Source organism: Bradyrhizobium sp. 23AC (assembly GCF_054863025.1).
The window spans coordinates 55,443-73,988 of the sequence record NZ_JAVAYN010000007.1; the positions used below are offsets into that span (position 1 = coordinate 55,443).

The window sequence follows — 18,546 nt, forward strand, 5'->3', positions numbered from 1 at the left end:
CAGCTATGGATATTGGACAAGTGTTGGACACGAAGCGTTTTCAACCTTGCCAAGGTGGCGATCATGGCCCGCACAGTGCGCGACGCGAACCTCGAGAAGAGAGAGGCCCGGAGGCGTCTGGAGGCTCGTGGCAAGCCTTACTACCGGGTCATGGAGGAGGGAGTTCACCTCGGCTACCGACGTCTCAAGACTGGCGCGGGCAGTTGGGTCGTGCGCAGCTACGTCGGCGATCAGAAGTACGAGGTTGAGACGATCGGCCCGGCCGACGATTTGTCCGACGCCGACGGCGTGAAGATCCTGAGCTTCTCCCAGGCGCAGGCGAGAGCGCGTGAGCTTATGGTGGAGCGCGCCCACAGGGCCGCCGGCAAGACGGGCCCGCTCACCGTGAAGGCCGCCGTGGATGCCTACATCGAGTTCCTGGAGGCCAAGCGCAAGTCGGCGAAGTTCAGCCGGTATGCCGCCGATGCGTTCATACTGCCGGAGCTCGGACAGACTGAGGTCAAGGACCTGACCAAGGACCAGATAGAGACCTGGCACCATGGCCTCGCCAAGGCCGGCGCACGCATCCGGGTGAAGAAGGGCGACGAACAGCGGTTCAAGGAGATCGAAGACCCCGAGGAGCATCAGCGGCGCCGTCGATCGACCGCAAACCGCATCCTGACCGTTCTCAAGGCTGCGCTGAACAAGGCATGGCGGGAGGAGAAGGTGCCTAGCGATGCCGCCTGGCGCGCCGTGGAGCCCTTCAAAGGCGTGGATGTGGCCCGCGCGCGCTATCTCGAGCTAGCCGAGGTAACGCGGCTGCTCAACGCATCTGAATTGGACTTTCGCCGGTTGGCCCGAGGTGCGGTCGAGACCGGCGCGCGCTATGGCGAGCTGACGCGGCTTAAGGTCGTCGACTTCAGTCACAACTCGGGCACGGTTTCGATCCGCAAATCGAAGTCGAGCAAGTCGCGGCATATCCACCTGACTGAGGACGGTGTCGCGTTCTTCCGCTCCATTACCGCTGGCCGCGCCGGCACGTCGTTCCTATTCGTCAAGGAGAATGGCGAGCCGTGGAAGAAGGATCACCAGAAAGATCCAATGCGGCAGGCATGCGAGAGGGCGAAGATCGATCCGCCGATCGGATTTCACGGGCTGCGTCACACCTGGGCCAGCCACGCAGTGATGAATGGCGTGCCGCTGATGGTAGTCGCGAAAAACCTTGGGCACAGCGACACCAGGATGGTGGAAAAGCACTATGGGCACTTGGCGCCCAGCTACATCGCCGATGCAATCCGCGCCGGCGCACCGCGGTTCGGTGTCGCTGAAGATGGAAACTTGACGACGATGCAGGCGGGGACCTGATCATGGCGCCGCGGCCCTCGTTTAAAAACGAGATCTCCGACTTTCGACGCGCGCTAGAGCCAGCTGGGAACGACAGCGAACTACAGCTCATCGTCGAGGTCCTTGATCGCTGGCAAGAGCACCCAGAGGTCGAACGATTGTGGGAGAAAATTTCGGCCACTCAGCCGGCGCCCCCGCCGCGCGCCTTCATCGCGTGGCTATTGGATGCGCGCACTACGAGCGAGCGCGTCCAGCGAGTTGTACAGGCAGCGCCCGGCGTAATAGCGAAGGCTCGCGCAGTCTCCAATAAGGATTGGAAGTCTGGCAAATTTGAAGAGGCCGCACTGAAGGCACGTGCCGCCGAGAACTTTCAGAAGCTCGCCGACCAAGTGCTAGGCCACAAGAAGAGCCGTGCACCGCGCCAACGCTTCATGCGTCTGGCTAGTGAGATGTTCGAGCTCAATTGCGGTCAGCCGCGCGATGAGATTGTAGCCAGTCTTACCGAAATTGCGTTCGGTGATTCGGTCAGCGCCGAGGTCGTGCGGGACGCCAGGCGATCCCCCAAACGCCACCGGGACATTCGCGGACCAAAATAGCGATCGAATGTCCCTCTAAGAATTCCAGCAAATCACCCATCCATCCAAGTGCGGCCACACCACACGCACGGAGATGGACATGGAAAGCGCAACTCAGAATTTTTTCGGCAAGAGATCATTTCGCATCGACGAATTCGCCACCCGCAACTCGATCTCCAGGTCGCAAGCCTACGTCGAAGTGAAGGAAGGGCGCCTTAACGCTCGTAAGGTCGGCAGCGCGACGCTCATCACTATCGAGGACGAAAGCGCCTGGCTGGCATCCCTGCCGCAAGCGAAGCCTAACCACGGCAACCAGGCGGCCTGATCATGGGAGCGCGCAAGCCCGAGCTGGCCGAGCCGGTGAAAGTTTACCAAGAGTGGATCAATCGGCGCCACGACGCACTGACCGGCGTGCTTTCCACGCTGGGCGGCACGAACATCGCCGATCTGCGAAAATACGCGATGAGCCGGGAAGGAAAACTTGTTCCGACGTCGAAAGGCATTGCGGTCAAAGTGAACAAGCTTCCGCAACTGCTCGAGGCCGTGCAGATGTTGATCCAGAAGGCGCAGGAGCTCGGCCTGCTCGATGAGGCTGGCGAATGAACGCGCCGGCACCAGTCAAAATTCTCACAGCCTGCGCTGAGAAGTACGCCCTGTGCTGCGTGTCGGGCGAGATGGAAATTCAGTGGGCCGTCGACATGCTCCAAAATTTCGCCGAAGAGCGTGGCCTCGTGGCCGAGCTTGGGCAGGACAAAGTCCAGGATGTGATCGCAGCCGCTTTCATCTGGGCGCGTACACTGGCCGCTGCTGATGAAGCCGAGGTCGAGGACCTGCCGTCCGACTATGCGTTGCAGTTGGTGATGCAGTGGGAGCTCGATGACAAAAGGGATCGATGGAAATGGACTGGCGAGTTGCCGCCTCGGCGCGAACCGCAACCTGAGTGGCCGACGCGCAGGCCGTACGAGACGCCGCAATCGAACATCGATGCTTTCCACTATGTTCTCAGCCTTGGCGATGCTGACCGGCTCGCAGCCTGGCTACGGAATCACCTCAACGATGGGCCCGCGCTGTTCGCCGACCTGGAGGCCGCCTGATGCTCAGCCCCGCAAATCGCGCAATGGCTCTGCAGGTGTTCGAGGATCTGGGCTACATGCGCGAGATAGCTCCGATGGAAGAGCCGCCGCACGACGATCGGCCGCCCGTCTCCTCCATTGAGGAGTTCGGAGGGTTTCCTGCCGGCGAGCAGGTGCCCGAACTGGATGACGCCGAGAAGCCCGTTCCGAAGGCCCTCTATGAGGCGATCACGCCCGCAGCATGGAAGGGCACCCAGCCCGAGCAGCAGCGCTGGCTGGCCACAGGGCGCGTCCCCAGTGGTGACCTGACCATCATGTCGGGCAACGGGGGCAGCGGCAAAACCGAGATCATCACCCAGCTGCTGGTCCACGTCGCCGCCAGCCTTCCGGATTGGTTGGGCTGCACGATCGAGGCGGGCGCGGCGCTCTTCCTGAGCTGCGAAGAGCCCGAGCACAACATCCGCGATCGTGTAGAGCGCATCTGTAAGCACCGCTGCATCGACCCCTATAAGCTGCCGGACCTGCACATGCTGTTTCCCGACCTGGAGAGCACGTGGCTGGTACACGCCAACAAGGACGGCCGCCTGTCCCGCGCGCCGCTGTTGGACTGGCTCGAGGCTTGGATCATCGAGCACAAGCCGCGCCTCGTCGTGGTCGACAACGTGGCCGCTGTGTTCGATGGCGAGGCGATCGCCCGGCGACAGGTACGCGCCTTCCTCGCGATGCTCCGGAAGATCGCCCGCGAGCATGACACAGCGATCGTGCTGCTCGATCATCCGTCGGTGCGCGGCATGGCCGACGGCAGCGGAACGGCCAACAGCGTGGACTGGCGCAACTCGGTGCGCTCGATGCTGCATCTGTCGGATCCTGACAAGGACGATCCGGACGCGCGCGCGCTGACCGTCACCAAGTCGAACTACGGCCGCACCGGCGAGAAGGTGACGCTCCGCTGGGGCGGCCTGACCTTCACCACCGCCATGGCCGGGGAGGCGTCCCCATACCGCGCCGCCGCCGAGCGTGACGTCGACGAGATGTTCCTGCGGCTGCTCGACAGGTTTGCCGCGCAAGGCCGCACCGTGCGCCCCGCCACGGGCCGCGGCAGCGCGCCGTCCGAGATGGCAGACGAGCACGACGCGGGCGGCATCAAGGCTGAGGCGTTCCGCGTCGCCATGGGCCGTCTGCTCACCGCAGGTACGATCAGGATCGTCGAAAGCGGACCACCCAGCAAGCGCGTGAAGCACATCGAAAGGGCCGTCTGATGACCCTTCGATCGCCCCTGCCATCGGTCTTCTATCGGTTCGATCGGGTATGCCAACGCCCCTTCGATCACCCCTGCCAACGGGTGACATCGCCTATTCGATCGACCTTCTTCGATCCCCCCATACCCCTAGGCGCGATCGAAGCGCTCGCCGCGGCCTTGGTGGCCGCTAGCGCTACGGTCGCTTGGAAGGGAAGGGCGGAAGGAGCTGCCCATCGGCATGTGTGCAGTAACTCTCAGTTTCCGCGCCACTCGATCGCGCTCGGTCAGGTATATCCACTCATCCCGAGTAGGGCCGACCAAGGACGTAACCGTTACGATCAGGTCGTCCCGCGGCCTGACGAACGATATCCACTCCGCCAAGGTGGAGAAGGGCAGCGAAAAAGCCAACGGAGACGCGCGTTTGCCGCGTCATGTCCAACGCACGTCCAATATCCGCCGTTCGGGAAAGGGTTTTCGCGCGCGCTCTCTCATGAACTTCAACACTCTTGGAAGCCGACGCGCGCGAGGATGCGAGCTGATGACGTGCCAGATATCCATAGTTCCCACCGAAAAGACCGGGCGGGGGTGGGGGTGGGGGTAAATCCTGCGCCTGTGCCCGAAATTTATGTCCCCCGTCTTTTTCGCGGCGGCGTTCAAAAAACTCTTCGTCCATCATCTGAAAACATCGCTCAACGGTCGCTGACATGACCTCTCGCCCGATCACAGACTATGACGGTCTGATCCAAGCACTCCGGGATCGCCGAGACCAACTAGACGTTGGCCACGAGGTTCTTTGCGAGATCGGTGGTCTGCAGAGCGGCTACGTGTCGAAATTGCTGGCACCACGACCGATGAAAAATCTCGGACCGGTGAGCTTCGGAGCGCTGCTCGGCGCGTTGGGTGTTGCGGTGATTATCGTTGAAGACCCCGCGGCCGTTGCGCGCGTTCGGGACCGCTGGGTGAAGCGGAAACGCCATGTGCAGGTGCGGTGCGTTGCTAATGATCGGCAAACCCCCGCAGATGATGCGAGCACGAACCTGACAGAGGTCAACGATGGCAAACACCACGAGAATGCTCGGCGCGCGGATCAAACCTGATTTGGAGGAGCGCGTGAAGGAATTGGCTGCTCGCGAACGGCGGACTGTTTCGGACTGGATCCGCTGTCGGCTGGAGGACGCTGTCGCTGCGGCATCTCAGCCGCACCAGCACCAAAGCGAAGCAGCGTGAGGATGTTGTCCATGTTTCGCAAGAAAGCCGGCCAAGACGTCGCAGATCCCGTGCTTGCGCCCGCCGAAACGTCGGCCCCGCGGGCCCCGGCGGTACGAGAGAAACTCGATTGCGCCCTTGGCGCGCTGGCGGAGCTCGAGGAGCAGGGGGCGGAATACGCCCTCCAGGCCGCCGAGCGAGAGCCGGGCGCGGCGGACAAGCTGGCAGGTCACCGCAGCAGGATCGATGCTGCCAGAACGGCTGTTGCCGAGCTGCGCGCCGCTTTGGATCTGGCCCTGCGTCAGGACGCCGAGGCCGAGGCCGCCCGTCAGACAGCCGGTCGCGATCGGCTGCTGCGTGATTTTGCATCGACGGCGGAGGAATGGACCCAGGTTGGCATCGAGCTGTCCGGGCATATCGAAAAAGCGGCGGAGTTGCGCATCAAGCTCGGCGCGCTCTCGGAGGAGCTGCAGCAGAAGCTCCCCAGCGGCGTCGTTCCGCATCCGGTCGACTTCAAGTCCGTCGACATCCTGGTGGCCGGCGTCGCGAACCCGATCGCGATCGATGCTCTGCTGGCCGGCGAGATGTTCAAGCACGGGCTTCCGAACGCCTTTCTGCCCGGCGCGCGCCCACCGCACGCTTTGCTGGCGCATGACCGTCCCGCGATCGAACCCGCGGCCACGGCGTTCCGCCGTGGCGGCGCGTATTTCGTCGGCCTTCTGCGCGATCGGTTTGACGCGCTCAAATCTCACCCGTCGGAGGCAGCATGACCGATCAGAACCAAACGCCGGCAACTCCTGCCGAGGCGCGTGCGCAGATCGACGCACTCACGGCCAACGCGGAATTCAGCTCGAAACTGCTATCGGGCGATGTCGCGGCGACGCAGCAGTGGAACGACCTGCATAGCGTGGTGGGAAAGGGCGGCGACGAAATCGAGAACGCCATGAACGGCGTGATCCTCGGAGCCGACATGATCCCCGACGGCGAATCCAAGCGGCTCGCCGAGGGCGCCTCCTGGATGCGCGGCCTGGGTCTTTCGGACGGCGTCGTCCGCGAAGCTCTAGAGGGCGCCGGCGTCAGCAAAGAGGAATACCGCATGGTTTCGGACTGGCGGACCCGACACATGAATGACCCGGCGTTTACGAAGCGGTTTCTCGCGAACGACGCTGAGGCGGTCCGACTTATGCTGACCGCCTCCGTGGTGATCGCCGGCGGCATCAAAGGCGAGGCAAAGGGATTTTGAAGATGTTCGAATATCAGATCGACGTGGTTGACCCCAAGAGCAACGAAGAGCGGCAAGTCACCGTCTCCGTCACGCCTCTTGAACGGGCGCGGGCGAAGCGAACCCCCGACTGGATGCGATCAATCCAGGATCTCGCGCGACCGCTGATCCCGGCCGGCTTCCTGCCGATCGGCAATCGCGTCCGCATGCTGTAGCGAACAGGAGGGTCGACCATGGCCGATCATTTCGTCGCTGTTGCCCGCGGCGTGGAAGGGACGAAGTACTCCGACTTCACCACGGGCACGACGTCTGCGTCGACTGCGCTCTTCGAGCTTCGCATCCTCGATGGCGTCACGCCAACCAAGGTCGAAGTCTACAAGGCACTGAAAGCGTTCGAGCGCTTTTTCGAGAATGCGCAACAAGTAAAAGCGAGCGGCTTCGACGTTCGCTTGTGAGCTCCGGGGCTTCGCTTTGATCGCCCGCATCTTGGCTTTGGCGGTGTGCCAGGGGAGAAAACACTGCCGCTAATTGCGTAACGCGTACGGCCCCCGCAAGGACAAGGCTGAACAGTAACGCCCCCCGCGAGGGACAAGGCAGAAAGGAGAAGGCGGCTCTCCCTACGAGGACACGGGCCGAACGCAGGCGGAGGAGCGAATATCTCTCCGTCGAGATCTTCGGTTCATCGATGAAAGCTCAGATCAAAAAGTTAGCGCTGCTCGCCGTTGTTCTCTTGGTACCCTCCGTCGCCTCTGCTCAGACCTATCCGACCGTGCCAAACAACAGCGTGATCGGCAGGATCGGGGTCGGCACCGGGACCGGACCGGCACAGGCCATCCCGTTCACCTCGCTGCCGTGGACGGTCAACAACACGCCCATCAACGGCGGGACCAACGGTCAGATCCTCTACGACAACAACGGCAAGGTGGGCGAATATTCGGCAGCGGCCGCGCGGACCTATCTCGGTCTCGCGAGCGTCTATTCGGTGGCGTGCTCATCGAACCAGTGGATCGCGGCAATCGTGGCCGGCGTCCCTGGCTGCACCCAGCCGTCGTTCTCGAATCTCTCCGGCAACATTGCCGTGTCGCAGATGAACAGCGGGACGAACGCCAGCCTCAACACGGTTTTCAGCGGCGCGGGAAATTGGGCAGAGCCGCAAGATTATCGGTTCACCGCGACGAATGCATCACCCGCCGCGCAGACGTTGAAAGGTAAGCTGCAGCAACTGCCGGTCATGTGCGAGGACTATAGCGGCGGCTGCACTGCTGCGAACATCACGCAGGCGATGTATGACGCGGCGGCAGGCAACCGCTGTTTTCAGTTCAATGGCAATTACACGATCAATGCAAGCGTCGCGCTGGTCGCACCTTCTGGAGTGCTTTGTTTAACCGGCCGTGGTGGATTGACGGGCAGCGCCGGCATGAATGGGCCGCTGCTCGATATCAAGAACTCCAACAACGGCTTCTTTATGGGGCAAGGTCTGGCGTTCAATTGTGCCAGCGTCCTGTCAATTCCGTCCGCCATCAAGGTATGGACTGATAACGCCGGGGGAACCACCGGCACCAGCATCAACGGACCGATCATCGTGAATTGCCGACGCGGTATTCAATTCGGAGATCCAAACTACACCGACAACCTCGTTGACAGTAATTATATGCAGGGCGGCGGCTACACGTACAACACCGCTCAGCCGCTTGCGATGTACAGCTCTCAAAGCGGCCTGTTCGTAGACAACTGGATTAGTCACGCCGACAACACCAACCTAAGCTCAACCTTCACCGGCACATGCACGGGAACGACATTGGCAGCCTCCGCTATCACGGGGGCATTGTTCAAAGATGATCTCGTGACCGGAACCGGTGTTGCTGCCGGAACGTACATTGTCTCGCAGAGCACTGGCACGCCGGGGCAAGCAGGCAACTATACTGTCTCGGCGGCATGCACCTCATCCGCGAACAGCCTGACAGCTCGGCCTGCCGCAATCAATTATCTGATTGTGGGTGGCTCGCTGAACATCCGAAATGGTAACGTGCAGAACTCGATCGTTGGCGGGAAGATGTTCGTAGCCAGGCCGGTGAATTCGGCCAGCTTTGGATATCCGTATGGCAGGCCTAGCGTAACCGGCGCAACCATCGAAGGGTCGGATATCATCTTTTCGTCAGATACCGATGGCGTTGCGACTCCAGGATCTGGCGCCTTCTATATGAGCGGAAACCAGGGCGACTTTTCCGCAAATACGAACTGCTACATCACCACGGATAGTGCTTGGACTGGCACGATCAGCGTAGCAAACAACAGGCTTTTCTCGACCATTTCACGCACGGCGAACAACATTTGTGCGAACAACAGCAACGCAGTCGTGAATTTTGACCTGGAGAGTTTCGGGTCAAATATGCTGCAGGGATACGCCGGAGTTAGCGGTGGCGTCCAGCGCATGAAGACAAAGGACATCGCGCCGGTCGTAACCTTGACGGGCACCTCTGCAACGCAAGGCGCGGGCGACAGCATCGTCACCTTCAATGGTTCTGGCACGTACACCTATACGATGCTGTCAGCAGCCCGCTACCCTGGCCGGATGCTGTTCCTCAACAACGTGACGGCCAACGCGGTCAACTCGGCGAGCTCCAACATCCAGACGCCGTCCGGAACCATTGTCAGCGCGATCATGGCTGGCGGCATCGGCAAATGGGTCATGCTCGTGGCTGATGGAGCCAACTGGCGCATCGTGGCGAACAATTGAGGGATCACCTTTTCAATTGTCGCAGCTACGGCTCGTGTTTTCCCTTTTTCCCCCGTCGTGAGGGGCGTTTGCTGGTAATTCCTGGAAATTTCAGCTCAGTGCTAGGAATTGTAACTGGCTGTCGGCCGGCCGCGTGAAAATTGTCCGGCATGATGATCGTGTCTTGGTGGCTGTCTGTTGAGTACCAAGAAGATCGTTCGCCTCGGTTCGCAAGGGTTGCAGTCAAAATGTTTGGCCCGACACTGCCGCTTGATCTTGGACCCGCGCGCACAATCATTGCGTGGCATTTTCCTTTAACGGCGAGTGGGTCGCTCCGCTGATTCACGAGATCGTTCAGCTCTGAGAGATCGTCGTCGGAGACTGTGGAGAGCGCGCCGAAGAAGCTACAGAACGCCCCGGTGGCGTCAGTTGCCACGATTTTCGTGAGAGCAAAATCGTCAACGACCTCAGGAAACAAGCCATCTTGCCTTGGAAGTTCGATATCCAGGCTGTGACAAGGCTCTCGTTGACGAACCCGGTAAAGACGATCGTGAGTTTGCGTTGGTGTGGTGTCAGAGTTGCAATCGCCGCGTTGTTCGCAAAACCGCGCGTGATTTCTGCGCGCAGAAGCGAAAGCACCTCCATTGTGGTTTTCGACGGCTCTGCTACCCTGTAGAGAGTCTCGCGGAGCCACTTTCGCGTCTGGAATGAGCCCCATCTGGCGAGGCCGGTGTATGCAGTGATCAGCGTCCCGTCATGAAATTTGAGATGAGCTAGCTTAGCTGACGCGTCATCGACAAGTTTGCCGTCCCAGCTGAGTCTAGTGTCAGCAGCCACGACGGCGTATTTCGCGTTCCCTGCTGCTACGATGAGAGTCATTCAGCTATTCGTGCTCTTGCGCATTTTTATGAACACCGTTCTGTAGGCCTCAAGCAGGTGAAGGCCATCACCTAAACGAACTTTCGCGCGATATTTTCGACAGAATTAGCGAATGTGTTGAGCGTTTTGATCACTGGCTCGTTGCCCAGGTCTGAGTCAATGTAGGCGAGGTTGAATTGCACTGCCAACGGCGGAGGCTGACCCTTTCCCTGAGCAATGTGGATCCACTGGCCCACGTTCTCAACCAATGCTTTGGCAGATTGCGAGCCAATACTGAGAGCCCGCACCGCGTGGCCATTCACAAGGGAATCGGTGATGTTGATCTTGGCGCCGCCGATTGCTCCGAACACCGCACCGCCGACCGAGAACTTGTTGTTCCAGGCTAAGGTGCCGAGCCGCTGGTGTTTGCGCTTCCTGTCGAAGTCGTGCAAACCAAATAAAACCCGATTGGCTTCACGATGTGGCGCAAGATCAATTATGATCTGCTGGTCGTCGGCGGATAGCTTTTTAATCTTTTTCATGCCATCTGACTTGAAAATTTCCTCCGACTTCGAAATTGGGAAATAGACATCGTCGGGCGAGTTTCGGTTTCTGATCGCAAGCTGACATGCAATCGCATCCAAGCAGGATCGCAGCTCATGTACGATCAGTCCTACCTCTTGCCGAATGGCCACTGGTGTGGGGGTCTTCTGCATAACCCGAACCGCATATGTCTCACCGTTGACGACGCAATCAGCCTCCATGGCTTTCGAGAAAAAATCCCGCTCGGCTGCCGACAAGTGCTCAATTTTTTCACGTGCGAGAGCAATACGCTCGAGAATCTCATTTAGGTCAGAGGTGGTCATTACGTTTTACCTAGTATGCCGACCAGTTGTTTCGTCCCAAACGACACCGAAGCTACGCGACTCGGAGCCTCTGATCCGACTTGGTTCACGAGACGGCTTCGATTGGGCGTTCCGCCAGGGGCGAGCTTGGCTCCCTTGTCACACCGCCGGCAATCGCCGCGCTCTACGAGAGACTGACAATTCCAAAAACACGCTAATATGATGGCGCAAACCCCCAAATTCTGTTCCTCGGCCGCCAATGAAATCTTTGCTCAAACCCCTGCTTATCGTCACCGGCATCTTCTTCGGATTGCTGGCGCTCGGCGTCATCACGTTCGAGGATAACGGCTCGGCCTATCTCGGCCCCCGGCACTAAAGGCGCACGGCCATTCAGCGCGATATTGGGAAATTTACGGGTGGCGGCGAGCAACTACGCGCACCGATCGGCCGCATGACCGAACTCGACATCCCGCAGGGGCTGCAGCGCTATTACATCAAGATGACGCTCAACCCGGCGCTGCCCTTACGCGCGCAAAACAGCTTAGTTTCGTCGCAGAGTGCGCTCGATCTCACTGACAAAATCTTCGGCTTGTTGTTGTGCAAGGCGCAGTTTAGTCATCGCATCACCAAGGCTTTGGCTTTCAAACAAAATCGAGTTCAATTGTTGGTTTAGCCCTTCCGGATCAAATCTCACGTTGAAGCTAGGAGCCATATTGGCGGAATTCATCATGATGAGCAGGCCGCGCGAACCGCCGCGCACCTGAGTGGCGGAGTTATCCAATTGATTTAGATGTTGATTTAATCTGCCGAGCTCTTCCGGTAACAGCATGGTGGCCGAGCCGAAACGAACTGGCTGAGAAAGGGTGGACGGCAGCCCGCCTCGAACACGCGCTGATTCCAAAATTCGAAGAACCGCCTCGACGGCCTCGAAGGTGTCCTCCAATCCCCGGCGCAGAGCCCGAAGTTGCTGTCGAATACTATCGGGATCATAGGCATGTCCGCCGGTCGCTCTATCGCGCAACAATATCCATGTCGATGCGAGCGTAGCCACGTTCGAGAGCACCGAAACAGATTGGATTATTACGTCCAGAAACTCTGGGTCGATCTCTTCGTTCTTTTGCATGATTGCCCCCGCTTGTGACAGTGATTCCTCAACCGTAAAGCGAGCGCAAGCAAAATTCACTCACTTGTGCGGTGGATGGCTACCTCCCGGTCTATGCCCGACAGCGGCTCAGGCGCCGCCTAGATCCACAGGCTGCGGGAGATGGTCTCGATTAGCGGTATCTCGCCGTCGCGGAAGGCCGGCGCGTCTAGGGAGGGTGGTGCAAACTTGGTTGGAAACATGCGATCGGCGGCACGCGCGAATTCGGAATAGCGCGTGCGCAGATCCTTTAAGTCCAGTCGCCCTTCCATCACGGCAAAGACCATCTCGCCGACGATCTCCTGTCGCTGATGATATCCTAGCGTGTGCGGCACTACAGCCTCGACGGCGCGCAGTATCACATCAGACGAGGGTGAAAAAATGCCACGGGGCGACAGTCGCTGCATCAAGGCTTTGTGGTTGGTCGCCCGGTTGCGCGCGAAGAGGGGCCGAAGGACGCTTGCCAGCTTGGGCTTGTCTTGCATCGCCGTCATCAGCTGATTCTGGCGGATCACTCGAGTGTTGGGATGGCGGTAGCTGGTAAGCTGGGCCATCGTAAATCCAGCCTGCGCTCCCTGTATCGCTGCTTTCACCTCTTCGGCGGTGTAGCTCGACTTCTTCATTGATGCGTAACGACAGGTGAGACACTGCCTCGCCAGCCATCGGCCGCGCTTGCCCTGTCGTATCCTCACAACCTTGATAGCTGTGTTCTCTGGTGTCAGCGGATGACCATTGGCGCAAACGGTGCGAGCCATCATCTTCCGCCGGCTCAGCTCGATCTTTCGCTCCCGCTCATTCTCCTTTGACTTCTTGAGCATTGAGATCCAGACGGTCGGTCGCTCGTGCTTCACTATTGAGCGGAAGTGCTGGCTGACAGGGCAATTCCGGAAGCTGCCGCCCCCGTCGAGGTGTTCCTCGATCTTGCGCGCGTTGCCGTCGATATCGGCCCCTAATACGGCACGGCGACCAGGCTTCCTCATTGGCAAGCTCCACGGCTGCAAAGGAAGCGATAGGCTCGCGTTGATTGAGCGAGCGGGCCAGTGGGTGCGGTGATGTGATCCCCGATGATCCCGTAATTCACCGGGATCAGGCCGCGCCAAAGCGCCCCCGGAAGGGGATAGACAAAATTCACCAAATCATGGTGGGGTGTCCGCGGGCCTTAGAACCCGGACCTTGAGAAGGCGATACCGCTTGGCGGCGGATCGACCTGCGCGACGAGCCTTGGCGGGCTCTGACCGCGATGGCTGCACCTTGGCGGGTGCGCTGACCTGGCTGTGACGTATCACGGCCGGGGTGGCGTAGCAATGCCGTGGGCCGCCAAGCCTGTGGCTGATGTCCAAGGGGAAACCCCAAAGGCTGCGCCGCGAGTCCTCAAGGCTCGTTCTAAGACCCCGGCTTTGCCGTCCGTCACGGCAAGCGGCCCTTAGAAGCCAAATCTTGAGACCTACCACCATGTCCAACATCATCGAACTGTCTGCGAGGCGGACGCTCCGCGCCCTGCCTTCCGAGAACGTCAGGCCCGTCGAATTCCCGGTCACCGGCTGTCAGCGCGCCGGCCGGCAACGCAATCCCCTACGGCACCACTACAGCCGGGCTGCCATGGCCGTGACGATAGCGGGCAAATTGCATAGAGGAGAGCCGCTCCGCACCGAGGATTGGATCGACGAGCTTAAGTGGCTCCGCGAGGGCGCCGAGGCCGCGCGTTTCTTAGCAAATGAGTTGGAGCGCATCGTTGGGGAGGAGTGCTGAGCCATGAGTGAGATCGTACAATTCCCGCAAGGATATCCCCGCGCTCAGGTCGACGAGGCGCACGCCAAGGCCTTCCGCGGTCTGGAGCATAAGGTCCAGGACATCGACCGGATGGGCGAGATCACGGAGCGTTTGGTCGCCGACTGGTGCCAAGATGTAACCCACGAACGCAGCCTCGAGCTCGCAAATTTCGCGGTCCAGCATCTCGCGGACATGCTACGCGAGTTCAAGACCAGTTACTTCGCCGCCTGGCACGACGAGACACAGCGGGGTGGATCGTGAAGCGCCGGCGCCGAGCCCACAGGAAGCGCGATCGGCAGCGGCTGATGACGCACCGCAAGCGGCTAAAGCGGTAACCCGACATCAACCGATACAGCCTTACGATCAGTCATCGCGGATTGGTGACGAGTACCGCGGTACGCATGGGCATTGAGAACCCGCCGGCTCAAAAGGTCGGCGGGTTTTCTTTTTCCGATGGGATCGATTTGGAGGCATCTCTGTTAGGCGAGCATGGGCATCCAGACGATGACGCGGGCGGTATTGGTCGGCCTTTCTGGCCTACTTGTCTCTGCTTGTGTCAGCTCTGATCAGGTCACTTCAGCTCCTACAGTTCGACCAGCGGCGCCATGGGCGCGAGACCTCAACGTACCGGCCCCAAGTCGACAGCCGGCCGATGCAGCAGTCTCAGGCATAAAAGCGGACCTGAATGCTGCGCGCGAGAGAGCTTCGCGCTAAATCTGGGCTTCGGCTCGGGCTCACAGAGCCCGCCGGAATACGCTGGCTGGGTTTGCGAAGGTTGCTGCAGTCGCCACGGCTCCATGCCGCGTCGGCTCATGCGTCGATGGATGCGAAGAGGTGTGCAGAAAAGGCCCGTCACCAGGGGAGGCAGAACCCGACAAAAAGAAACAGTCCCCAAAAAAGAAGCGCCCAACCGACCGGCGACAACTGCTCCAGCTTCGCTGTGTTGCGATTGATGTTGTTGAGCATCGATTTCTCCCCATCGCGCCCGCCTGCCCACCAACCTTATGGTAGAATAAGCTATGGGCTACAATCAACATGGAACCCCTGAAGGTGTGGCTCAGACGGGATCACAAGGACCGCAGGGACCAAAGGGGGACAAGGGCGATCCGGCGTCGGTCAATATCGGGGCGGTGCAGGCCGACGGCGCCGTCAATTGTGACGGCAGCGAAATGCTTGTGTCGGTGTTCTGCCCGAGTGGTGGCAGCGCGGATGGCCGAAAGTCGCCGACAGTTGGTCTTTGCCTGAAAAAGTGAAACTGGCCCGCCGGTTCACGTTGGCGGGCCTGGAAGTCGCATTGCGAGGGCTTGGAGAAGCACCGCAATGCCCGTTATGACCGCTGCGAAACTGCTCCAACGTGATTGGTTCGCGGTGGTGCCCACGAGATCCACTTTGCGACCGTTCCTTATGTATAACATCCGATCGGAACGTGCCTCCATTTGTTCGTCGGCGTAGACGTTCATCCAATTGGAGGCCGAGACGAACCAAAGGATCGCCGCGACGCCGGCAAGAAAGACAGAGGCCCACGTAAGCAAATCTTTCATGTCAAATTTATCCGCACTTGTGATTCTGGGCGTGTAGCCTAGTCCGATCTCCGGTGAGCTGCTCGACATAGTCGTCGATCGCGCTCCGCAGCTTCTCGGCGTCGGCCCCGGGGGCGCGGCGGCCAAGGATGAGGTAACGACGCAGCCGGTCGAGCTCGGCGAGGTCCGCAGCGATGTCAGCAGCACGAGCTTCCTCGCGGCGCTGGCGCATCCGTTCTTCGTGCCAGGCCTTCGCGGCCGCTCTGTTCTCTGCCTTGGTCAAGGCGCCATCGAACCGCAGCGCGGGCAAGAGTCAAATTGTCGATTACTGGTGGGTCGGAATGCACGCGAGCTACTGCGCGTCGTAGGTGTGGAAAGCAGGCCCAGCCCGATCATTCCTCCGCTTGCGGTTTAGTGCGGCTCACTGTTTAAGGGCCGGGGGACGTTTTGGTCGACGTACCGCCAAGGGGAGGGATGGGCTCGCCAGCGGGGGATCTCGCGACAGAACGCCTTGGCTCCCTGATAGCTATAAAAACCTTCGTTACCGTTGAGCTCGGCGGCATCCTGCTTGCAGGAAGCTTCGGTCTCGACCGTCTTCCAGTCGATCTCCCGCGGCTCGCCGCTAAGCATGATCGTCAGCACCAGTTCGCACACCATACATCCGTCCTCTAAAAGAGGAGGGAACCTATTACTGCAACTACCGATAGTAAAGGGGTGGGCATTCCGAACGACCTTGGGACCTCTGAAGACGGCACTACGGTCGATGGCGGCTTACTATCGGGCGGCACCATAGACAAAACTCACCGGCGATGGGGTCGGCGGTGGCGGACAGTTAGGACCGTATCCTGGCAGAACAGGGGGCTCTGTCGGCCGTGCCCCTTTCGGGAGCCTCGGAGGGCTGTCTTAAGGTCTTTGCTGTTTTTCGGTTGCCGCCAGGAGGACTGCCACAAACGTCACCACCAACACGATCCAGCCAACCGCTGAAACTACGTCCATGACTCGCCCCCATTCAGGAGCGACCCGCGGCTGAGCGGACGGCCGGAAATGTCAGATCGAGTCCACACCTGTTTATTGGACAGATGTTGGACACAGCGCAGCGGGGTTAAGCTAAGTGATTGATTTTGCTGGCGCTCCCTAGCGGAATCGAACCGCTCTCTCCACCGTGAAAGGGTGGCGTCCTAACCGATAGACGAAGGGAGCAAACGCAGGGCCCTGCCGTTTTTCCCGGCACAGCCGCTGGCCGGCCGAGTCGGGCCCGGCGGCTTGCAGCGGGCGAACGTATAGTGGCCTTTCTGGCTCCGGGCAAGCCGTCCGGGACCGGTCTTTTGGCCCCGGTGGACAGCGCCGGCCCCGGGATGATCCGGAGGCGATTTCAACGGATTCTTAGGGTTCCCTGAGTAGCGCTGGAACGGGAGATCTTTCGCCAATGCCACCGCCGAAAAAGCGCGCAGCCCGCAAGCTGCTGTCGCAGCATGCCTGGATCACGCTCGACGGTGGCTTCGCCGCGCGGCATTGCCTGGTCCAGGACATCTCGGATTCGGGCGCCAAGATCACGCTGGACGAGGATGCGAGCCAGCTCCCGGGCGTGATCCGGCTCGCCTTCGCACGCGATGCGCGCACCGGGCGGAGCTGCCAGGTGGTCTGGCGCCGCGGCAAATCAGCCGGCATCAAGTTCATCTGATCGCGGCCGCGGCCGCCCCGATGGCGCATGGCGCCCGTCCGGGATAGAACGCCGCCATGCGCGCGCCGCTCCTCATCCTGATCTCCTTGCTCGCCACATCCGCCGCCGCGACGGAGGCCTTGCGTCTGCCGCCAGCCGAGCGGCCGCAGGCCGGCAAGGCCCTGCCGCTGAAAGGCGCGGCCGGGAAGGCACGGGCGGGCTCCTGCGCCACTTACGGCCCGCGCTTCGTCATGGTCGAGGGCACCGGGACCTGCGTGAAGATCGGCGGCTCGATCAGCATCGACACCACCGTGAGGCGCTAGAGGCCATGCCGGTGGATCTGCTGCGCCTCGACCTCGTCGTTCCCGTCTTGATGTACTGCGCACTGCTCTGGTGGGTCGGCCGCGGCCTGAGCTGGACGGCGCGGCTGGCGACCGCGGCGGTGACCTTGGTGCTGATCGTTTGCGTGCTGATGGTCGAGCGCGGCTGGCGGTAAAGCCAAAACTAAAACGCGAAAACAACCCCATGCACAGTAGCGTCAAGTGCTGAGATGACACTGGACGCTTGCGCCAAAACGCAGATTCATTGTGACGTCAGCGCAGCTTGCGCCGCGCTGCCGGCTCACGACATCGGCGGTGCGACATGCTGTGCAAATCCGGGCCGTTTGCCGAGCTCGGCGAGCCAGCGCGTCAGATGCGGCTGCGCCGGCCGGGCGATGCCCTCGACGCCGAGCCAGCGCCGCGCATAGGAGCCGAGCGCGATGTCCGCGAGCGTGAACGCATCGCCCTCGAAGAAGCGGCGCGAGGAGAGCAGGCGGTCGGCGATGGCCCACACCTCGGCGGCGGCATCGGCATCGCGCTGCACCTGGATCATGTCGCGCTCGGCGGGCGCCGTGCGCACGATGCCCCAGAACACCGGGCGGTCGACCGGCTGCACCGTCGACAGCGTCCAGTCGAGCCAGCGGTCGACCGATGCGCGGCTCTTCGGCGCCTCCGGGTAGATCGGCGTGCTGCTTCCATGCGCGAGGCAGAGATAGCGCATGATCGAGTTGGACTCCCACAGCACGAAGTCGCCCTCGACCAGTGTGGGGATCCGCGCATTGGGGTTCATCGCGAGATAGTCGGCCTCGCGGGTCCGGCCGTAACTCATGCCGGCGTCGATACGCTCATAGGGCAAAGCGAGCTCAGTGAGGCACCACAGCACCTTCTGCACATTGACCGAATTGGCGCGCCCCCAGATCGTCAGCTTGGTGTCAGGCATGAGGCGTCTCCCGCGGCGTTTTCGCTTGCCGCGGGTGATAGCGGAATTCGCCGTTCGGAGCGATGCGCGATTGCGGCGCGCCTCTCATGCAAAAAGCTCCACCCGAGGCGAAGCTTTCGTTGCAAAACAACTCGCAA

Annotated in this window: 26 protein-coding genes and 1 tRNA gene; 18 read left to right on the plus strand and 9 right to left on the minus strand. The window is 60.8% G+C overall.

What is annotated here, in order from left to right:
* Positions 1–63 precede the first annotated feature (63 nt).
* The 12 genes from RAD10_RS18260 to RAD10_RS18315 all read left to right on the plus strand — a co-directional run bounded on the left by RAD10_RS18260 (position 64) and on the right by RAD10_RS18315 (position 9,376).
* Complete coding sequence (locus RAD10_RS18260) at positions 64–1,344, plus strand: tyrosine-type recombinase/integrase (RefSeq protein WP_461618638.1); 1,281 nt, start codon at positions 64–66, stop codon at positions 1,342–1,344.
* Between the two features lie 2 nt (positions 1,345–1,346).
* Positions 1,347–1,919 (plus strand): hypothetical protein, encoded by a 573-nt coding sequence (locus RAD10_RS18265; protein WP_461618639.1) that lies wholly within the window; start codon positions 1,347–1,349, stop codon positions 1,917–1,919.
* 73 nt (positions 1,920–1,992) lie between these two features.
* On the plus strand, positions 1,993–2,223 hold the full coding sequence (locus RAD10_RS18270) for a hypothetical protein (protein WP_461618640.1): 231 nt from the start codon (positions 1,993–1,995) through the stop codon (positions 2,221–2,223).
* A gap of 2 nt (positions 2,224–2,225) precedes the next feature.
* Entirely contained in the window at positions 2,226–2,501 is a 276-nt protein-coding gene (locus RAD10_RS18275; protein WP_461618641.1) for a hypothetical protein, read from the plus strand.
* Positions 2,498–2,992 (plus strand): hypothetical protein, encoded by a 495-nt coding sequence (locus tag RAD10_RS18280; RefSeq protein ID WP_461618642.1) that lies wholly within the window; start codon positions 2,498–2,500, stop codon positions 2,990–2,992. Before RAD10_RS18275 ends, RAD10_RS18280 begins: the two co-directional genes overlap by 4 nt.
* Positions 2,992–4,230 (plus strand): AAA family ATPase, encoded by a 1,239-nt coding sequence (locus tag RAD10_RS18285; protein WP_461618643.1) that lies wholly within the window; start codon positions 2,992–2,994, stop codon positions 4,228–4,230. The genes RAD10_RS18280 and RAD10_RS18285 overlap by 1 nt, the downstream gene beginning before the upstream one ends.
* Positions 4,231–4,915: 685 nt before the next feature.
* Positions 4,916–5,308, plus strand: coding sequence for a hypothetical protein (locus tag RAD10_RS18290; protein WP_461618644.1), 393 nt, complete (start codon positions 4,916–4,918; stop codon positions 5,306–5,308).
* A 141-nt stretch (positions 5,309–5,449) separates the two neighbouring features.
* Positions 5,450–6,187 (plus strand): hypothetical protein, encoded by a 738-nt coding sequence (locus tag RAD10_RS18295; RefSeq protein ID WP_461618645.1) that lies wholly within the window; start codon positions 5,450–5,452, stop codon positions 6,185–6,187.
* Positions 6,184–6,660 (plus strand): hypothetical protein, encoded by a 477-nt coding sequence (locus tag RAD10_RS18300; RefSeq protein ID WP_461618646.1) that lies wholly within the window; start codon positions 6,184–6,186, stop codon positions 6,658–6,660. The genes RAD10_RS18295 and RAD10_RS18300 overlap by 4 nt, the downstream gene beginning before the upstream one ends.
* 2 nt (positions 6,661–6,662) lie before the next feature.
* Positions 6,663–6,854: a hypothetical protein gene (locus RAD10_RS18305; protein ID WP_461618647.1), complete on the plus strand. Its 192-nt coding sequence runs from the start codon at positions 6,663–6,665 to the stop codon at positions 6,852–6,854.
* 18 nt (positions 6,855–6,872) lie between these two features.
* Positions 6,873–7,094: a hypothetical protein gene (locus tag RAD10_RS18310; protein WP_461618648.1), complete on the plus strand. Its 222-nt coding sequence runs from the start codon at positions 6,873–6,875 to the stop codon at positions 7,092–7,094.
* A gap of 230 nt (positions 7,095–7,324) precedes the next feature.
* Positions 7,325–9,376 carry a hypothetical protein gene (locus RAD10_RS18315; RefSeq protein ID WP_461618649.1) on the plus strand — a complete coding sequence of 684 codons (2,052 nt, stop codon included), beginning with the start codon at positions 7,325–7,327 and terminating at the stop codon, positions 9,374–9,376.
* Between the two features lie 333 nt (positions 9,377–9,709).
* Here RAD10_RS18315 and RAD10_RS18320 read toward each other — a convergent pair whose 3' ends face one another.
* The 4 genes from RAD10_RS18320 to RAD10_RS18335 all read right to left on the minus strand — a co-directional run bounded on the left by RAD10_RS18320 (position 9,710) and on the right by RAD10_RS18335 (position 13,179).
* Complete coding sequence (locus RAD10_RS18320) at positions 9,710–10,234, minus strand: hypothetical protein (RefSeq protein WP_461618650.1); 525 nt, start codon at positions 10,232–10,234, stop codon at positions 9,710–9,712.
* A 71-nt stretch (positions 10,235–10,305) separates the two neighbouring features.
* The gene (locus tag RAD10_RS18325) at positions 10,306–11,079 is read right to left on the minus strand and encodes a hypothetical protein (protein WP_461618651.1); all 774 of its coding nucleotides are present in this window, start codon (positions 11,077–11,079) and stop codon (positions 10,306–10,308) included.
* Positions 11,080–11,599: 520 nt separating this feature from the next.
* On the minus strand, positions 11,600–12,181 hold the full coding sequence (locus RAD10_RS18330; RefSeq protein ID WP_461618652.1) for a hypothetical protein: 582 nt from the start codon (positions 12,179–12,181) through the stop codon (positions 11,600–11,602).
* Between the two features lie 119 nt (positions 12,182–12,300).
* Positions 12,301–13,179 carry a hypothetical protein gene (locus tag RAD10_RS18335; protein WP_461618653.1) on the minus strand — a complete coding sequence of 293 codons (879 nt, stop codon included), beginning with the start codon at positions 13,177–13,179 and terminating at the stop codon, positions 12,301–12,303.
* A gap of 472 nt (positions 13,180–13,651) precedes the next feature.
* On the opposite strand from RAD10_RS18335, the gene RAD10_RS18340 reads away from it, so the two are divergent.
* The 3 genes from RAD10_RS18340 (at position 13,652) to RAD10_RS18350 (ending at position 15,222) form a co-directional block, all read left to right on the plus strand.
* Positions 13,652–13,948 (plus strand): hypothetical protein, encoded by a 297-nt coding sequence (locus RAD10_RS18340; RefSeq protein ID WP_461618654.1) that lies wholly within the window; start codon positions 13,652–13,654, stop codon positions 13,946–13,948.
* 3 nt (positions 13,949–13,951) lie between these two features.
* On the plus strand, positions 13,952–14,230 hold the full coding sequence (locus RAD10_RS18345) for a hypothetical protein (RefSeq protein WP_461618655.1): 279 nt from the start codon (positions 13,952–13,954) through the stop codon (positions 14,228–14,230).
* Between the two features lie 758 nt (positions 14,231–14,988).
* Positions 14,989–15,222, plus strand: a complete 234-nt coding sequence (locus tag RAD10_RS18350) for a hypothetical protein (RefSeq protein ID WP_461618656.1) — start codon at positions 14,989–14,991, stop codon at positions 15,220–15,222.
* Between the two features lie 15 nt (positions 15,223–15,237).
* On the opposite strand, the gene RAD10_RS18355 is transcribed toward RAD10_RS18350, so the two are convergent.
* The 4 genes from RAD10_RS18355 to RAD10_RS18370 all read right to left on the minus strand — a co-directional run bounded on the left by RAD10_RS18355 (position 15,238) and on the right by RAD10_RS18370 (position 16,689).
* Positions 15,238–15,510, minus strand: coding sequence for a hypothetical protein (locus RAD10_RS18355; RefSeq protein WP_461618657.1), 273 nt, complete (start codon positions 15,508–15,510; stop codon positions 15,238–15,240).
* Between the two features lie 7 nt (positions 15,511–15,517).
* On the minus strand, positions 15,518–15,772 hold the full coding sequence (locus tag RAD10_RS18360) for a hypothetical protein (RefSeq protein ID WP_461618658.1): 255 nt from the start codon (positions 15,770–15,772) through the stop codon (positions 15,518–15,520).
* Between the two features lie 128 nt (positions 15,773–15,900).
* Entirely contained in the window at positions 15,901–16,146 is a 246-nt protein-coding gene (locus RAD10_RS18365; RefSeq protein WP_461618659.1) for a hypothetical protein, read from the minus strand.
* Positions 16,147–16,614: 468 nt separating this feature from the next.
* Positions 16,615–16,689: transfer RNA gene (locus RAD10_RS18370), tRNA-Glu, on the minus strand.
* Between the two features lie 226 nt (positions 16,690–16,915).
* Between RAD10_RS18370 and RAD10_RS18375 the strand changes: the two genes are divergently transcribed.
* The 3 genes from RAD10_RS18375 to RAD10_RS18385 are packed head-to-tail and all read left to right on the plus strand — an operon-like array spanning position 16,916 to position 17,645.
* Complete coding sequence (locus RAD10_RS18375; RefSeq protein WP_018323099.1) at positions 16,916–17,170, plus strand: PilZ domain-containing protein; 255 nt, start codon at positions 16,916–16,918, stop codon at positions 17,168–17,170.
* A 56-nt stretch (positions 17,171–17,226) separates the two neighbouring features.
* Positions 17,227–17,472, plus strand: coding sequence for a hypothetical protein (locus tag RAD10_RS18380; RefSeq protein ID WP_461618660.1), 246 nt, complete (start codon positions 17,227–17,229; stop codon positions 17,470–17,472).
* 5 nt (positions 17,473–17,477) lie between these two features.
* Positions 17,478–17,645: a hypothetical protein gene (locus RAD10_RS18385; protein WP_091956777.1), complete on the plus strand. Its 168-nt coding sequence runs from the start codon at positions 17,478–17,480 to the stop codon at positions 17,643–17,645.
* 125 nt (positions 17,646–17,770) lie between these two features.
* Here RAD10_RS18385 and RAD10_RS18390 read toward each other — a convergent pair whose 3' ends face one another.
* A complete protein-coding gene (locus tag RAD10_RS18390) occupies positions 17,771–18,409 on the minus strand; it encodes a glutathione S-transferase family protein (RefSeq protein ID WP_461618661.1) in 639 nt (212 codons plus the stop codon).
* Between the last annotated feature and the right edge of the window lie 137 nt (positions 18,410–18,546).

Bases quoted from the DNA above. Each gene is read 5' to 3' on its own strand.
- RAD10_RS18260 (WP_461618638.1), top strand. From the start codon at position 64: ATGGCCCGCACAGTGCGCGACGCGAACCTCGAGAAGAGAGAGGCCCGG.
- RAD10_RS18265 (WP_461618639.1), top strand. From the start codon at position 1,347: ATGGCGCCGCGGCCCTCGTTTAAAAACGAGATCTCCGACTTTCGACGC.
- RAD10_RS18270 (WP_461618640.1), top strand. From the start codon at position 1,993: ATGGACATGGAAAGCGCAACTCAGAATTTTTTCGGCAAGAGATCATTT.
- RAD10_RS18275 (WP_461618641.1), top strand. From the start codon at position 2,226: ATGGGAGCGCGCAAGCCCGAGCTGGCCGAGCCGGTGAAAGTTTACCAA.
- RAD10_RS18280 (WP_461618642.1), top strand. From the start codon at position 2,498: ATGAACGCGCCGGCACCAGTCAAAATTCTCACAGCCTGCGCTGAGAAG.
- RAD10_RS18285 (WP_461618643.1), top strand. From the start codon at position 2,992: ATGCTCAGCCCCGCAAATCGCGCAATGGCTCTGCAGGTGTTCGAGGAT.
- RAD10_RS18290 (WP_461618644.1), top strand. From the start codon at position 4,916: ATGACCTCTCGCCCGATCACAGACTATGACGGTCTGATCCAAGCACTC.
- RAD10_RS18295 (WP_461618645.1), top strand. From the start codon at position 5,450: ATGTTTCGCAAGAAAGCCGGCCAAGACGTCGCAGATCCCGTGCTTGCG.
- RAD10_RS18300 (WP_461618646.1), top strand. From the start codon at position 6,184: ATGACCGATCAGAACCAAACGCCGGCAACTCCTGCCGAGGCGCGTGCG.
- RAD10_RS18305 (WP_461618647.1), top strand. From the start codon at position 6,663: ATGTTCGAATATCAGATCGACGTGGTTGACCCCAAGAGCAACGAAGAG.
- RAD10_RS18310 (WP_461618648.1), top strand. From the start codon at position 6,873: ATGGCCGATCATTTCGTCGCTGTTGCCCGCGGCGTGGAAGGGACGAAG.
- RAD10_RS18315 (WP_461618649.1), top strand. From the start codon at position 7,325: ATGAAAGCTCAGATCAAAAAGTTAGCGCTGCTCGCCGTTGTTCTCTTG.
- RAD10_RS18320 (WP_461618650.1), bottom strand. From the start codon at position 10,234: ATGACTCTCATCGTAGCAGCAGGGAACGCGAAATACGCCGTCGTGGCT.
- RAD10_RS18325 (WP_461618651.1), bottom strand. From the start codon at position 11,079: ATGACCACCTCTGACCTAAATGAGATTCTCGAGCGTATTGCTCTCGCA.
- RAD10_RS18330 (WP_461618652.1), bottom strand. From the start codon at position 12,181: ATGCAAAAGAACGAAGAGATCGACCCAGAGTTTCTGGACGTAATAATC.
- RAD10_RS18335 (WP_461618653.1), bottom strand. From the start codon at position 13,179: ATGAGGAAGCCTGGTCGCCGTGCCGTATTAGGGGCCGATATCGACGGC.
- RAD10_RS18340 (WP_461618654.1), top strand. From the start codon at position 13,652: ATGTCCAACATCATCGAACTGTCTGCGAGGCGGACGCTCCGCGCCCTG.
- RAD10_RS18345 (WP_461618655.1), top strand. From the start codon at position 13,952: ATGAGTGAGATCGTACAATTCCCGCAAGGATATCCCCGCGCTCAGGTC.
- RAD10_RS18350 (WP_461618656.1), top strand. From the start codon at position 14,989: ATGGGCTACAATCAACATGGAACCCCTGAAGGTGTGGCTCAGACGGGA.
- RAD10_RS18355 (WP_461618657.1), bottom strand. From the start codon at position 15,510: ATGAAAGATTTGCTTACGTGGGCCTCTGTCTTTCTTGCCGGCGTCGCG.
- RAD10_RS18365 (WP_461618659.1), bottom strand. From the start codon at position 16,146: ATGGTGTGCGAACTGGTGCTGACGATCATGCTTAGCGGCGAGCCGCGG.
- RAD10_RS18375 (WP_018323099.1), top strand. From the start codon at position 16,916: ATGCCACCGCCGAAAAAGCGCGCAGCCCGCAAGCTGCTGTCGCAGCAT.
- RAD10_RS18380 (WP_461618660.1), top strand. From the start codon at position 17,227: ATGCGCGCGCCGCTCCTCATCCTGATCTCCTTGCTCGCCACATCCGCC.
- RAD10_RS18385 (WP_091956777.1), top strand. From the start codon at position 17,478: ATGCCGGTGGATCTGCTGCGCCTCGACCTCGTCGTTCCCGTCTTGATG.
- RAD10_RS18390 (WP_461618661.1), bottom strand. From the start codon at position 18,409: ATGCCTGACACCAAGCTGACGATCTGGGGGCGCGCCAATTCGGTCAAT.